Here is a 13,294-nt window from a genome sequence, read left to right as displayed (position 1 = left end):
TCTGTCAGCTGAAGCGGGTGGAGTAGGCCTTGGCCAGCGCGAGCACCTTCTGGACGTACCAGTCGGCGTGGTTGTAGTGCCAGATCGCCCGGTAGAGCTGTTTGCCGCCCTTGCCCGCTCCGTTCGCGCACAGGTACTTCGCGGCGGCCGGAACGGCGTCGTAGGGGTTCATGATGTCGGCCTTGCCGTCGTGGTCGCCGTCCACGCCGTAGGTCTTCCAGGTCGCCGGCATGAACTGCATCGGCCCGAGCGCGCCCGCGCTGGAACGGCCGGCGTTGCGGCCGTGGTCGCTCTCGACCTGGCCGATGGCGGCGAGGACCGTCCAGGACAGCCCTGGGCAGCCGGTGGCCGCCTGCTTGTAGAGGTCCAGGTAGCTGCCGGGCTTGCCGCCGTTGTCGGAGGGGCTCTGGTACTTGCGGTCATGCAGGTTGACCACGTTGGCGCCGACGCCCAGGACCCTGCCGACCGCCTTGGACAGCTTGGCGGGGTCGACGCCCGGCGCGTTGACCATGATCGCCACGTTCGGCACCAGGCCCATGTCGTTGCCGGTCTTGCGGCTGACCAGCATGTCGATGCCGGGCAGGCCGAGGGAGCCCGAGCCGCCCATCATCACGTTCGGCATGGACTTGGCGACGATCGGATACTGGAAGCCCTTGGCGAGCTGGAGCTGCTCGGCGGCCGTCGGGGACACCACGAACTGGTCGGCGGCCAGCGCGGCCCACAGGTCGGTCTTCTTGGCGGTGCCCGGCGGCGTCCAGGACCGGAACGAGGACGGGTCGACGGCGAAGGTGTTGACCGCGCGCCCCTGAAGCTGGACGGCGCCGCCCGCGACCGCCACCACGTCGCGGACCTTGCCGAGCTTGCGGATCTTGGCGATCTGGGCGGGCCCGATCGAGCCGCCTCCGCCGCTCACGGCCAGCACGTCCGGCGGCACCACGCGGCGCAGCGGGGCGACCTGGCCGGAGTCGGCGACGTTGGTCACCGGGCCGGTCGGCGCACCGGTCGGCGGCGGCTCGGCGGTGGTCTTGGCGACCGGGTCGGCCTTGCCGTGGCCGCTCACCACGGCGTACACGCCCCCGGACAGGCTCCCCGCGGCGAGCACCGCGATCGCCGCCGCCCCGACGGGCAGCAGCACGCGCCTCTGCCGCGCCTTGGCCTTCCCGGCCTTCGGAGAGCCCTTGGGAGAGGCCTTCGGAGAGGAAGGAGAAGGAGGAGGTGAAGGAGGAGCCACAACCAATCCCAACGAGTGTCGCTACGGGTGGGTTACCGGAAAATCCAGTTGATTCGCCCAGGTAACGTGATCATGGAGGTCAGGAGGGAGCAACAGGTGGCCAGTCCATACCGGGAGCTGCTCGGGGTTCCCGGGGCACGGTCGTTCGTCGCCGCGGGATTCGTCGGGCGGATGTCGATGTCCATGGTGGGGATCGGCATCGTCCTTCTGGTGTCGGCGGTTACCGGATCGTACGGCATCGCCGGGGCGGTGTCGGCGACCATGTCCCTTTCGTACGCCGCCGGGGCCCCGCTCAGCGCGCGCTTCGCCGACCGGTACGGGCAGCACGCCGTACTGGTGCCGCTGGTGCTGGCCAATGCCGCGAGCTGGTCCACGTTCATCATCTTCGCGCAGGCCGGGCTGCCGATCTGGACCCTGTTCCCCGCGGCGGCCCTCGCCGGGCTGAGCCTGCCCTCGCTGGGCGCGTGGGTGCGGGCCCGCTGGACCTACGCGCTGCGCGAGCGGCCGGCCCGGCTGTCGACGGCGTTCTCGTTCGAGTCGGTGGTGGACGAGTCGATCTTCGTCTGCGGCCCGATCATCGTGACGGCGCTGTCCACCGGGCTGCATCCGGCGGCGGGCCTGGCCGCGGCCGCCTCGTTCACCCTGGTCGGCTGCCTGGCGCTGGCCGTGCAGCGCCGCACCGAGCCGCCGCCGCGCCCGCGCGGCGAGTCGGTGCCGGGCAGCGTGCTGCGCATCCCGGCGATCCTGATCATGACCCCGGTCTTCGCGCTGCTGGGCGCGGTGTTCGGGGCGATCGACGTCAGCGGCGTGGCGTTCGCGCAGGAGCAGGGGCACAAGGCGCTGGCCGGGGTGCTGCTGGGCTGTTACGCGCTGGGCAGCGGGACGGCGGCGCTCTGGTACGGCGCACGGAGCTGGAGCGCTCCACTGGACCGCCGCTTCCGGGTCGGCCTGGTCCTGCTGACCCTCGGCGGCGTGGGACCCGTGCTGGTGACCCACCTCTACCTGATGATGGCCGTGGTGTTCTTCTCCGGCCTGGCGATCTCCCCGACGATCATCCCGGCGTACGGGCTGATCGAGCGGGTCGTGCCGCCGAGCCAGCTGACCGAGGGCCTGGCGCTGGTGTCGACGACCGTCGGGATCGGGGTGGCGATGGGCTCGTCGGGCGCCGGGAAGCTGGTCGACGCCTATGGCTCGCGGGCCGCGTTCCTCATCCCGCTGGGCGCGGCGGCGGTCGCGGCGGTGATCGGACTGGCCGGCACGCGGAAAATCAGTAAACGTGAACTTTCTTCACGATCGATTGCCGGGTAGAGTCCTCGCATGTCCCCCGCGAGTGCCCAAACATGGCAGAACTGGGCAGGAAACCAGCAGGTCACGCCGCGTCGCGTCGCGACCCCCCGTACCACCGAAGAGGTGGCGGGAGCGGTCCGCACCGCAGCGACCGACGGCCTGACCGTCCGCATGACCGGGACCGGCCACTCCTTCACCGGCGCCGCGCTCGCCGAGGGCGTCCTGCTGCGCCCGGACGGCCTGACCGCGGTCCGCTCGGTCGACACCGCCAGCGGCCTGGTGACCGTCGAGGCCGGGCTGCCGCTGCACCGGCTCAACCGGATCCTGGACGAGCACGGGCTGGCCCTGGCCAACATGGGCGACATCCAGGAGCAGACCGTCGCGGGCGCGCTCCAGACCGCCACGCACGGCACCGGCCGCGACGCCGCCGGCCTCGCCTCGCAGGTCGCCGCGCTGGAGCTGGTCCTCGCCGACGGCAGCGTCGTCACCTGCTCGCCCGACGAACGCCCCGAGCTGTTCGACGCGGCCCGCGCGGGCCTCGGCGCGCTCGGCGTGATCACCGCGATAACCTGGCGCACCGTCCCGGCGTTCCTGCTGGAGGCGCGCGAGGAGCCGATGAAGTGGGACGAGGTGCTGGCGCGGGTCGACGAGTTCGAGGCCGCCAACGAGCACTTCGAGTTCTACTGGTTCCCGCACACCGAGGGCTGCCTCACCAAGCGCAACAACCGCGTCGAGGGGCCCGCCGAGCCGCTGCCCAGGTTCAAGGGCTGGCTGGACGACGAGTTCCTGTCCAACACCGTCTTCGGGCTGATGCAGCACGTGACGCACCGTGCCCCGGCAGCCGTCCCGTTCGTGAACGGGGTGTCGGCCAAGGCCCTCGGGGCCCGCACGTTCAGCGACACCTCTTACAAGGTGTTCACCAGCCCGCGGAAGGTGCGCTTCAAGGAGCAGGAGTACTCCATCCCGCGCGAGCAGCTCGTACCGACGCTGCGCGACCTGCGGGCGCTGTTCGACAAGCGCGACTGGCGGATCAGCTTCCCGATCGAGGTTCGGCTGCTGCCCGCCGAGGACGCGTGGCTGTCGATGGCGCACGACCGCCACAGCGCGTTCATCGCGATCCACGTCTACAACCGCGACCCGCACGAGGAGTACTTCGAGGGCGTCGAGGAACTGCTGACCTCGGTCGGCGGCCGTCCCCACTGGGGCAAGATGCACACGCGCGACGCCGAGTACCTGGAGACGGTCTACCCGCGCTTCAAGGACTTCCAGGCGCTGCGCAACGAACTGGACCCCGAGCGGCGCTTCCTCAACGCCTACACCCGGCAGGTCTTCGGCGCCTAGCTCTCATAAGGAAGGGCCGGAGCCTCGTGGTGAGGCTCCGGCCCTTCCTTATATACGTCAGTTGCCGCTGGGCTGGACGTTGTTCTTGGGCGTCTGCCCGCCCTGGCCATCGCCGGTGCTGGGCGTGTCCTTGGGAGTGGACTTGTCCGGCGTGGGCGTCGGGTTCGTCGGGGGCGCGGTCGGCGTGGTCGGGGTCTCGGTCGGCTTGTCCGACGGAGAGCTGGAAGGCCCGCTCGACGGGGTGTCGCTCGGCGCGGAGCCCGAGTCGCTCGGGGTCGGCGAGGACGTGCCCGTCGACGGCTTGTGCGACGGCTTCTCGTCGTGGTCGGTCCCGCCGCCACCACCGCCGCCCCGCGAGGACTGCTGGATGACGCCGCTGCCGCCGAACGCCTTGTCGGTCTGCCACTGGAAAAGGGCGACGCCGCCCGTCACAACCGCGAAGACCGCGGCCGAGGAGACCAGCAGGACGACCCAGCGCTGCCTGGCCCATTCCAGCGTGCTCTCGAACGCGGCCTTCCAGGACGCCCTGCGCACCGCCTCGTCGCCGGCCTCTGCGGCCAGCTCGGCCGCCACGGTCTCGGCGGGCGTACGGTCGATCCGCGTCACGTTCGGGTCACTCAGCGTGGGCAGCCCGTCCATCCGGGTCGCGTTCGGGTCCACCCGGGTCGCGTTCGGATCGTCCATGAACTGCGTCGCGTTCGCGTCGCCCAGCCACCGCGCGGTCCGCGTCGGGTCGGCGCTCGTGGCCGCCGCGGCCGCGCCCCTGGCGACCGCCTCCTCCTGGACCGCCTCCTGGAGATGGGTGCGCTCGTGGAGCTGCTCCTTGCCCTGATCCAGGTAGTGCTTGCACACCGCGGCGCCCGCCGTGGACGCGACGCTCATGAAGGCCGCGCCCAGGATCGTCCCGTACACCCCCAGGTAGGACGCCCCCCAGGCCGCGGCGAGCGTCGCCAGGCCACTCGCGATCAGCTGCGTCGTGCTGAGATCCGGCATCTTGTGCCGCATCGATGAATCCCCCGTTCCGGTCAGGCCGTAAATCCCCCGCAACAGAAACTAACGGCCGGGTCCGGGTGTTCCTGCCCCGTACGTGACGATCGCAACGTGAAAAGACTGGAGTCCCCCTGACCCATCAGGCACAGTGTGGAAAAGGATCCACAAGAATGCGGCAGGGCGCCCCCGGGGACCCTCGCACAAGGGCAAGCTTGGGCAGGCGCCCTCTTCACCACGGGTGATGAGGGCTTCGAGAGCGGCGATGTTCGGACATGCCGGGTACGGTGCTGGCAGCAAGGCGTGTCCAGAAGAGAGACTCGGGAGTCCGGGGGAAGGGCACGCATGCGCCCTCGGTGGGCACCGAACCATCGGTCGGCACGAGCACGAGTGAGGCGGGCTCGCGACCGGACGGCGGGTTCGGCACCCTCCGGTGCCGTCAGGAAGGGCAGGAAGGACACGCATGCAGGAGCTGCGCCTCGTCGCGGTGAGCGAGGACGGGACCTATCTCGTCCTGGCGACCGCTGGCCGGGGCACCCGGTTCACCCTGCCCGTCGACGACCGGCTGCGTGCAGCGGTACGTGGGCACTTCTCCCGCCTCGGCCAGTTCGAGATCGAAGTGGAGAGTCCCTTGCGTCCCAAGGAGATCCAGGCCCGTATCCGGTCCGGCGAGACGGCGGAGGAGATCGCCGAGTCGGCCGGAATCCCGGTCGAGCGCGTCCGCTGGTTCGAGGGCCCGGTCCTGCAGGAGCGCGAGTACATGGCGCAGCAGGCGCAGCGCGTCGGCGTGCGCAGGCCCGGCGAGACGACCCCGGGCCCGCCCCTCGGCGAGACCGTGGAGGAACGGCTCGGCCGCGGCGGCGTCGACCTCGAGGAGGTCGAGTGGGACTCCTGGAAGTGTGAGGACAGCACCTGGCGCGTCCGGCTGTCGTTCTTCGACAACGGCCGCCCGCACGCCGCCGAGTGGCTCTTCGACCCGCGCCGGCGGCACGTGTCGCCGCTCGACGAGGTCGCCGCCCGTCTCACCGCCGTCGAGTGGGACGAGTCGCTGAGCGACACCGTCACCCCGCTGGTGCCCCGCCGCCCGGCGATGAAGGTCGTCTCCGACGCTCCGGAGGATCCGCCCCGCCGCGAGTACATCGTGGAGCGCGGGCGCATGGTCGACGCGCGCCCGCAGCCGATGCAGCGCGAGGCCGCCATCGCCGCCCGCGTTCAGCCCGTACGGGAGGAGCGGCGGCTGAGCGAGCCGCCGGAGGCCCCGGCGCTGCCCGCCGCGCCCGTTCCGGCCGGCGAGAGCCCGATGCGTGAGGCGTCCGCGCGTACTCCCTCCCGCGAGGTCGAGTCCGAGACGCAGCGCGGCGAGACGCAGCGAAGCGAGACGCAGCGCACGGAGGTGCAGCGCAGCGAGTCCCGTGAGGCGGCGGCCGAGGCGCGCGAGGCCGCCGCGGAAGCGCGCGAGGCGGCCAAGCAACGCGCCGCCGCACGCGAAGCGGTCATCGCCGCCGAGCGCGCAGCGGCCGTGGAGGCCGAGGCGGCCGCGCGGGCCGAAGCCCGCGAGGCGACGGCAGCCGCCGAGGCGGCGAGCGCGGACGAGGACGCCGACGACGAGCAGGACGTTCACGACGTGGACGACGTGCAAGAGGCCGCTGTGGACCGTGCCGCGGACACCGAAGAGGTCGAGGAGGACGAGCCGCGCGACCTCGTTCAGGAGCGCGAGGCCGCCGTCGAGGCCCAGGCCGCCGCGCGCGCCGAGGCCCGTGAGGCCGAGGCCGCGGAGCTCGAGGCCGAGGCCGAGGCCGAAGCCGCCGAGGACAGCGCGGACGAGGACGAGGCTCCGGTCGAGGCGAAGACCGACCTGGCCGAGGACGCCGCGCCCGAGGCGGAGGCGGAGGCCGACACCGACGCGCACGACTCGGAGGCCGCGGACGCCGCCGACGAGGACCGTACGGACGAGCACGAGGCAGCGGCGCAGCGCATCAAGGAGCAGGCGGCGGCCTCGAAGGTCGCCGCGGCTGAGGAGAAGCTCGCCGAGGCGCCGGTGCCGGAGGCCCCGAAGCCCAAGCCCGCCCCCAAGCCGGCTCCCGTTCCCGAGCCCGTCGCCAAGCCTCAGCCCGCGCCCAAGCCGAAGCCCGCCGCCGAGCCGGAGCCCGAGCCCGCCGAGGAGCCCGCGGTCGAGCCCGCCGCGGCGAACGTGCCGCGTCCGGCGGAGCCCGAGGCGCCCGCCGCGCCGAAGGTTCCCAAGCCGCAGCCGCCGCGCCACACCCCGGCCAAGAAGAAGTCCGGGACGCGGCCGTCCATGCCCGCCGCGCAGACCGAGCCCGTGAACGAGCCCGCGGCGGCCGAGGCGCCGTCGACGCCCGCTCCGCCGCAGCGGCCCGCCGCGCGCAACCGGCGCAAGGCCAAGGGCAAGCGCGCGTCCGTCCCGTCCTGGGACGAGATCATGTTCGGCGCGCGCCGACCCGAGTAACAGAGTCCGGCGAGAACGCCCCGCAGCCCGTTGCTAGGGTCGCGGGGCTTTTTCGTGCTTGCGGGCGCGGGCGCGGGTGGCAGGCGCCTGCTCCAGGAAGGGCGTCACCCAGTCGGGGGTGATCCGGGCGGCGAACGCGACGGCGTCGCCCTCGGCCATGTCGGTCGCCGGGTAGCGGCCCTCCCCCGCGCCGACCGCGACGAGCAGGGTCGCGAGGCCGAGGCGCCGTTGGAAGAGCGTGCGCCGGATGCGCCAGCCGACCACCGCGCTGTGCTCGACGATCGCCTGGCGGCGGCGCAGCGACCCCGAACGCACGGTCAGCCGTTCGTCATCGGTCGCGTGCCCGAGCTGGCGATAGCGGTCCAGCCCGAGCGGGATCGCGAACACGGCCAGCACGACGCACGCGTACGCCACCCAGGGCTGGTGCGCCAGCACGGCCATCGCGGCGATGCCGAGCGGCGGGGCGACCGCGCGGGTCACGCGGCGGCTGCGCGCGGCGCGGGGATGTCCGATGAGGGGTGCGGGCGTACGGCCGAGCACGCGCCAGGCGAGGTCCTCCACGGCCGAACGGGGCGCGGCGGGCAGCAGGCGGCCGCGGTGGGCGGCGTCCCCGAGGCCGGTGACCAGCGCGCCGAGGCGGACCACCCCGGCGGCGCGCTCGAACGGGTTGTCGTCCAGCTCGACGCCGCGGATGCGCCGGCGTTCGAGCGAGACGCTGCGGCGGGTGATCACGCCGCGTTCGGCCACCACCGAACCGTCCCGCTCGTACACCGTGAAGTCCCAGTTGAACAGCGCGAACACGATCACCGACATGATCGGCATCGCGATCAGGAACACGATCGCGAACGCGATCACCGCGACCGTGGGCAGGCCGACGACGTCGTGCCCGAGGTTCTGCAGCCGTTCCTGCGTGACGAGCCCGAGGTCGTCGCTGAGGTTGTAGAGCGTGCCGAGGAGGCTGCCCGCGAGCGCGAACGGCGTCAGGAGATAGGCGCCGCTGAGCGGGGCGTACAGATACCAGCGCGGCCTCATGCGCGCGAGCTCGCGGCGTCGCACGATGGGCCGTTCGGCGGGCGGCGACTCAGCGGACACCGCGCGCGTGAGCAGCACCCGGCGGAGGCGCTCGGCCTCATGCCGCGAGACCGCGTTCAGCTCGCCCTCTCCCCCGTCCGCGCCCGCGTCGATGTGAACGATCGCGAGCCCGAGGAGCCGGTGCGGCAGGGTGGCGCTGATGTCGACGCCGCGGATGCGTTCGCGCGGGATGGTCTTCACCGAGCGTCCGATCAGCTGCCGCCGCAGCTCGATGCGGTCCTCCTGAACGGTGTAGGTGAACGTCACCCACGTCGCCACGTGAAAGACCAGTCCGAGGCCGAGCCCGACCAGCGTGAAGTAGAACGCCGTGGACAGGCCGCCGACCACCAGACCGGCGGCGCCCGCGCCCAGCAGCGCGATCAGCTCGCGCGCCGCCCCCACCACGAACGTCAACGGGTGCAACCGCAACGTCCGCGCCTGGGCGTTCACGTCGCGTCGTCCCGCAGATCGTGCGCGCGGTGGGCGAGGTCCTCGGCCATGCGCGTGGCCAGGGCCACGGGCAGTCCGGCGACCTCCGACGACCCGGTGTGCGACGCGGTGTTGACCTTGAGGGTGGCCAGGCCGAGGATGCGCTCGATCCAGCCCTGGCCGGTGTCGACGGTCTGAATGCGGCTCACCGGGACCAGCAGCCACTCGCGGCTGAACCAGCCCGTACGGGTGTAGACGACGTCGGCGCTGACCTCCCAGCGGTGCACCCGGTAGCGCCAGACCGGCGCGACCGTGCCCATGAGCAGGCCCACGACCCCGATCGCGACGACGAACCACCAGGCGCGCCCGGACAGCCAGCCGGGGACGCCCTTCCAGTCGGAGCCGTCGATCCAGGCCGCCACTCCCCAGGAGAGCCCGAAGATCAGCCCCCAGAGCAGGAGGTACTCGATCGCCCACTGCGCCATGGCCCGGGGCGACACCTGGTGGGCGGGCGGCCGCAGCCGCGACGGGCGTGGCAGCGGCCCGCCGCCGGGCTGTGGGGCGCGCCGTACCGACGTCACGTTCTCAAGTCTAGATCCCCGAGGCCTCTCGCCAGTGGAGCGTCACGGGCGAATCCGCTCCGCGCTCCGCCCCCATCTGAGCGCTTTTGCCCGGACTTGATCCAAAGCTGTGCTCCGCATGCTCGGTGCCACGCAAGATGAAGGCTCGAGGCAAGATGAAAAAATCTCAGTACCAGCGTTTTGTCAGACCCTCCTGCGAGGGTCACCCCAAGGGCAGCGGCTTGCCAGCGATCTGACAGGGGTCGCGGAAAAACTGGATGCGTTCGCCACCGGACTCTGCATAGGTTGCAAGCCGCCCATAGGCCGCGAGTTGTCCGGCTGACAAGTACCTAGGAGATCACATGGCTTCCGCCATCCAGGCCGAGGGCCTGGTGAAGAACTTCGGTGAGACCCGGGCGCTCTGCGGCGTCTCGCTGGAGGTGCAGCCCGGGACCGTCCTCGGCGTCCTCGGGCCGAACGGCGCCGGCAAGACCACCATGACCCGGATCCTGGCCACCCTGATCCAGCCGACCGAGGGCAACGCCCAGGTCGGCGGGTTCGACGTGGTCAAGGACGCCCACCGCGTCCGCCAGCTGATCGGCCTCACCGGCCAGTACGCCGGCATCGACGAGATGCTGACCGGCACCGAGAACCTCCTGCTCATCGGCCGCCTGCTCGGCAAGTCACGCACCGAGTCCAGGGCCCGCGCCGCCGAGCTGCTGGAACGCTTCGACCTCGTCGAGGCGTCCGAGCGCGCCGCCAAGACCTACTCCGGCGGCATGCGCCGCCGCCTCGACCTGGCCGCGAGCCTGGTCGGGCGCCCCGAGATCCTCTTCCTGGACGAGCCGACCACCGGCCTGGACCCGCGCAGCCGCAACGGCCTGTGGGACATCGTCCGCGGCCTCACTGACGACGGCGTCACCGTCCTGCTCACCACGCAGTACCTGGAGGAGGCCGACCAGCTCGCCGACGACATCATCGTCATCGACCACGGCACCGTCATCGCGCACGGCACCTCCGACCAGCTGAAGGCCCAGGCAGGCGGCCAGGTCCTCACCGTGCGCCCGGTCAACCGCCAGGACGAGGTCACCGTGGCCCGCGTGGTGTCCGAGCTGCTCGACGCCACCCCCGACGTCACCGACGGCCTGGTCTCGGCGCCGGTCACCGACCCCGCCGTGATGCCCATGGTGGTGCGCAAACTCGACGATGCCGGCGTCGTCCTCAGCGAGCTCGCCCTGCGCAAGGCCAGCCTCGACGAGGTCTTCTTCGCCCTCACCGGCAAGCACACCGACGACTTCGAGGCCGAGGCCGAGGAGCTCATGCAGGAAGAGAGGTCCAAGGCATGACGACCGCCACCACCACGATGCCGCGCGAGCTCCCGCGGCACGTCAACCTGACCACCGGCCTCCGCAACACGCTGACGCTCACCTGGCGCAACCTGGTTCAGATCAAGCACAACCCGATGGAGCTGGTGGACCTCAGCATCCAGCCCATCATGTTCGTGCTGCTCTTCGCCTTCGTGTTCGGCCCGGCCATGGCCGGCAGCGTGAAGGACTACCTGCCGATCCTCATCCCGGGGATCATCGTGCAGAACGCGCTCTTCGCCTCGATGACCACCGGCGTCGGCCTGAACAACGACGTGACCAAGGGGGTGTTCGACCGCTTCCGGTCACTGCCCATCGCCAGGAGCGCACCCCTGGCGGGCCGCATCATCGCCGACACGGTGAAGCAGGCCTGGTCCATGTTCATCGTCATGGTCGTGGGCCTCATCATCGGCTTCCGCATTGAGACCAACTGGTTCAACCTGATCCCCGCGTTCGGCCTCCTACTGGCCTTCGCCCTGCTCTTCTCGTGGGTGTCGGTCTTCGTCGGCCTGGCGGTGAACGAACCGGAGAAGGTGCAGATCTTCGGCTTCACGATCATCTTCCCGATCACGTTCCTGAGCAACGCGTTCATCCCCGTCTCCGACAAGTACCCGAGCTGGATCCGCACGATCATGGAGCACAACCCCGTCTCCCTCCTGGGCGACGCGATCCGCGGACTCCTGGTCGGCCACAAGGTCACCGACCCCTCGGCGGCCCAGCCCGTCCTGGCCCCCGCCATCCAGGCCCTCCTGTGGGGCGTGGGCATCGCCATCGTCTTCATCCCGCTCTCCATGCGGGCCTTCAAGAAGAACGGCTGAGCAAGCACCACCCACCTCGGCCCGCCCGTCCACCAGGACGAGGCGGGCCGCGGTGTTTCAGGAGTGGTCGGGAGTGGGGCGGGCGGCCAGCCATTCCTGGAACTCGCGGTGGACGAACTGGTAGGCCGGGCCGGTCTGGCGGAGGAGGCGAGCCTCGGCGGCCCAGTCCAGGAACGGGATCAGGCGGAGGGGAAGCTTGCCGCGCATGCGCATCAGAGCGGTCAGGTAGCGGACGCCCATGCCGCCGAAGTAGACGAAGTAGCCGTACACGGTCAGGAGAGCGCCGATGAGCAGGCTGTACTCCAGCGCGTAGGAGCTGACCATGAGGCTGGTCAGGCCCACGAAGGCCACCATGGCGATCACGCCGTTCGCCGCCAGGTCGGTGCGGATCACCTTGCGCGGCGCCATCACCTTGGCCGGCGGGACCACCTGGACCGACAGCAGGGAGATCAGACCCGAGCAGGCCACGAAGAGGGTGAACGACAGGCCCCCGGTCATGAACGCCATCGTCGAGAACCCGACGAGCGCCGGGACCGCCAGGAACAGGTGCGGTGGCCACCGCCAGGGGAACACCTGGCTGATCGTGCGAGGCCAGGTCTGGTTGTAGATCCCCGCCCAGAGGAAGAACACCGCCGCCATGACGAAGGAGACGGGCCAGCGGTCGGACGCGTCCACCAACTCGCCGTCGTGCGGGAGGAGGAGGATCAGGGCCGCGATCAGAGCTCCGCCCACCAGGGTGACCGCTTCCAGGACCGCCTTGACTCTGCGCTCGCCCGCGATGAGCCAGAGGTCGGCCGCCTCCAGGACCGAGCGCGACTCCAGGTGGCGGGCGATGAGGTGAAGGCGCTGGTGCACGTTCGTATGGGAGGACGGGTGCAGTTCGGTGGCCGCGGGGATGTAGCGGGACAGCAGGAACTCGTCCAGCTTGGCGGGTGAACGGAAGCGAGCGATCTCGGCTGGGTCGCCTTCCGATTCATAGACCGTCGCCACCAGGCAGAGGCGCCAGGGGGTCGACGGCAATTGCGGCTTGTCGAGCAGGGGTTTCCATCGGTCACGGTCGTCGGCACGCTCGAGGAGGTATTGGCGCGCCTCCTTCACGAGGACGGGTCTGATGGCGATCTGGGCGGCGTACTGAAGACGACCTGCCTTTCCGTACGCCTCGTCGCGACAGGTGATGACCAGCGGGCCGGGTTCCCTGCCCACTTGGTAGCTGTTGAGTGCGGCCAAGGCCGCTTTGGCGCGCGGGGCCTTAGGGTCAGGCCTGCCGTTGGGGAGAGCCGGATCCATCTCGTCCAGGCCGTCCAGGATCGGCAGCACGAAGTTCCGCTCGACCAGCCAACGGGCTTTGCGCTTGGACCAGCCAAAGGTCTTCCTGAGATGCGTGACGAGGAAGTCGGCGAATGGTTCTTGCGTATCCCAGGCTGCGAGTGGAAGGCGGACCGGCACAGGGCCATCCGGGGCTCGTCTTTTCAGGAGGGCCAGGAGGAGTTCCAGGGCGAGGATCGTCTTGCCCGACCCGGGCTCGCCGGTGATGACCAGGCGGCGTGGCTTGAGTTCGTTGAAGTACTCGCAAATGTCGTCCTCGGCGAGCCGGCCCGAGTCGCGTGCGTTTCGGGCCGTCCTGCCCGACGCGGCCACCTGTACGTAGGTGAGGTCGATCCGCCCGGTCGAGTCCCCGAGCGCCCTGCGCCACTCTTGTTCTTCTATGGCGGACACTTGCTGGGCCAGCCTGTCGGTCC

At 71.0% G+C, this 13,294-nt stretch carries 10 protein-coding genes; 5 read left to right on the top strand and 5 right to left on the bottom strand.

What is annotated here, in order from left to right; genetic code table 11:
* Window positions 1–4: 4 nt before the first annotated feature.
* Window positions 5–1,135: a lytic transglycosylase domain-containing protein gene (locus J4573_RS42920; protein WP_307797369.1), complete on the bottom strand. Its 1,131-nt coding sequence runs from the start codon at window positions 1,133–1,135 to the stop codon at window positions 5–7.
* 192 nt (window positions 1,136–1,327) lie between these two features.
* Here J4573_RS42920 and J4573_RS42915 point away from each other — a divergent pair, with 192 nt between their 5' ends.
* A complete protein-coding gene (locus tag J4573_RS42915) occupies window positions 1,328–2,539 on the top strand; it encodes an MFS transporter (RefSeq protein WP_208261941.1) in 1,212 nt (403 codons plus the stop codon).
* 9 nt (window positions 2,540–2,548) lie between these two features.
* Window positions 2,549–3,859, top strand: a complete 1,311-nt coding sequence (locus tag J4573_RS42910) for a D-arabinono-1,4-lactone oxidase (RefSeq protein WP_208261940.1) — start codon at window positions 2,549–2,551, stop codon at window positions 3,857–3,859.
* Between the two features lie 57 nt (window positions 3,860–3,916).
* Here J4573_RS42910 and J4573_RS42905 read toward each other — a convergent pair whose 3' ends face one another.
* The gene (locus J4573_RS42905; protein ID WP_208261939.1) at window positions 3,917–4,864 is read right to left on the bottom strand and encodes a hypothetical protein; all 948 of its coding nucleotides are present in this window, start codon (window positions 4,862–4,864) and stop codon (window positions 3,917–3,919) included.
* 445 nt (window positions 4,865–5,309) lie between these two features.
* Between J4573_RS42905 and sepH the strand changes: the two genes are divergently transcribed.
* The gene (sepH, locus tag J4573_RS54770) at window positions 5,310–7,313 is read left to right on the top strand and encodes a septation protein SepH (RefSeq protein WP_243774492.1); all 2,004 of its coding nucleotides are present in this window, start codon (window positions 5,310–5,312) and stop codon (window positions 7,311–7,313) included.
* 33 nt (window positions 7,314–7,346) lie between these two features.
* Here the strand turns inward: sepH and J4573_RS42895 are convergent, their stop codons facing one another.
* Window positions 7,347–8,834, bottom strand: a complete 1,488-nt coding sequence (locus J4573_RS42895) for a PH domain-containing protein (protein WP_208261938.1) — start codon at window positions 8,832–8,834, stop codon at window positions 7,347–7,349.
* Window positions 8,831–9,394 carry a PH domain-containing protein gene (locus J4573_RS42890; protein WP_307797367.1) on the bottom strand — a complete coding sequence of 188 codons (564 nt, stop codon included), beginning with the start codon at window positions 9,392–9,394 and terminating at the stop codon, window positions 8,831–8,833. The genes J4573_RS42895 and J4573_RS42890 overlap by 4 nt, the downstream gene beginning before the upstream one ends.
* 341 nt (window positions 9,395–9,735) lie before the next feature.
* Here J4573_RS42890 and J4573_RS42885 point away from each other — a divergent pair, with 341 nt between their 5' ends.
* Together J4573_RS42885 and J4573_RS42880 are read left to right on the top strand one after the other, a co-directional pair.
* Window positions 9,736–10,719, top strand: coding sequence for an ATP-binding cassette domain-containing protein (locus J4573_RS42885; RefSeq protein ID WP_208261936.1), 984 nt, complete (start codon window positions 9,736–9,738; stop codon window positions 10,717–10,719).
* Window positions 10,716–11,555 (top strand): ABC transporter permease, encoded by an 840-nt coding sequence (locus tag J4573_RS42880; RefSeq protein WP_208261935.1) that lies wholly within the window; start codon window positions 10,716–10,718, stop codon window positions 11,553–11,555. The genes J4573_RS42885 and J4573_RS42880 overlap by 4 nt, the downstream gene beginning before the upstream one ends.
* 57 nt (window positions 11,556–11,612) lie before the next feature.
* On the opposite strand, the gene J4573_RS42875 is transcribed toward J4573_RS42880, so the two are convergent.
* Window positions 11,613–13,271: an NACHT domain-containing protein gene (locus tag J4573_RS42875; protein WP_208261933.1), complete on the bottom strand. Its 1,659-nt coding sequence runs from the start codon at window positions 13,269–13,271 to the stop codon at window positions 11,613–11,615.
* Window positions 13,272–13,294: the final 23 nt, after the last annotated feature.

Origin of the sequence: Actinomadura barringtoniae (assembly GCF_017573505.1) — a bacterium.
GTDB lineage: Bacteria > Actinomycetota > Actinomycetes > Streptosporangiales > Streptosporangiaceae > Spirillospora > Spirillospora barringtoniae.
Note: the sequence above shows the minus strand (reverse complement) of the source record. Positions and strands in the feature narration are given on the sequence as shown.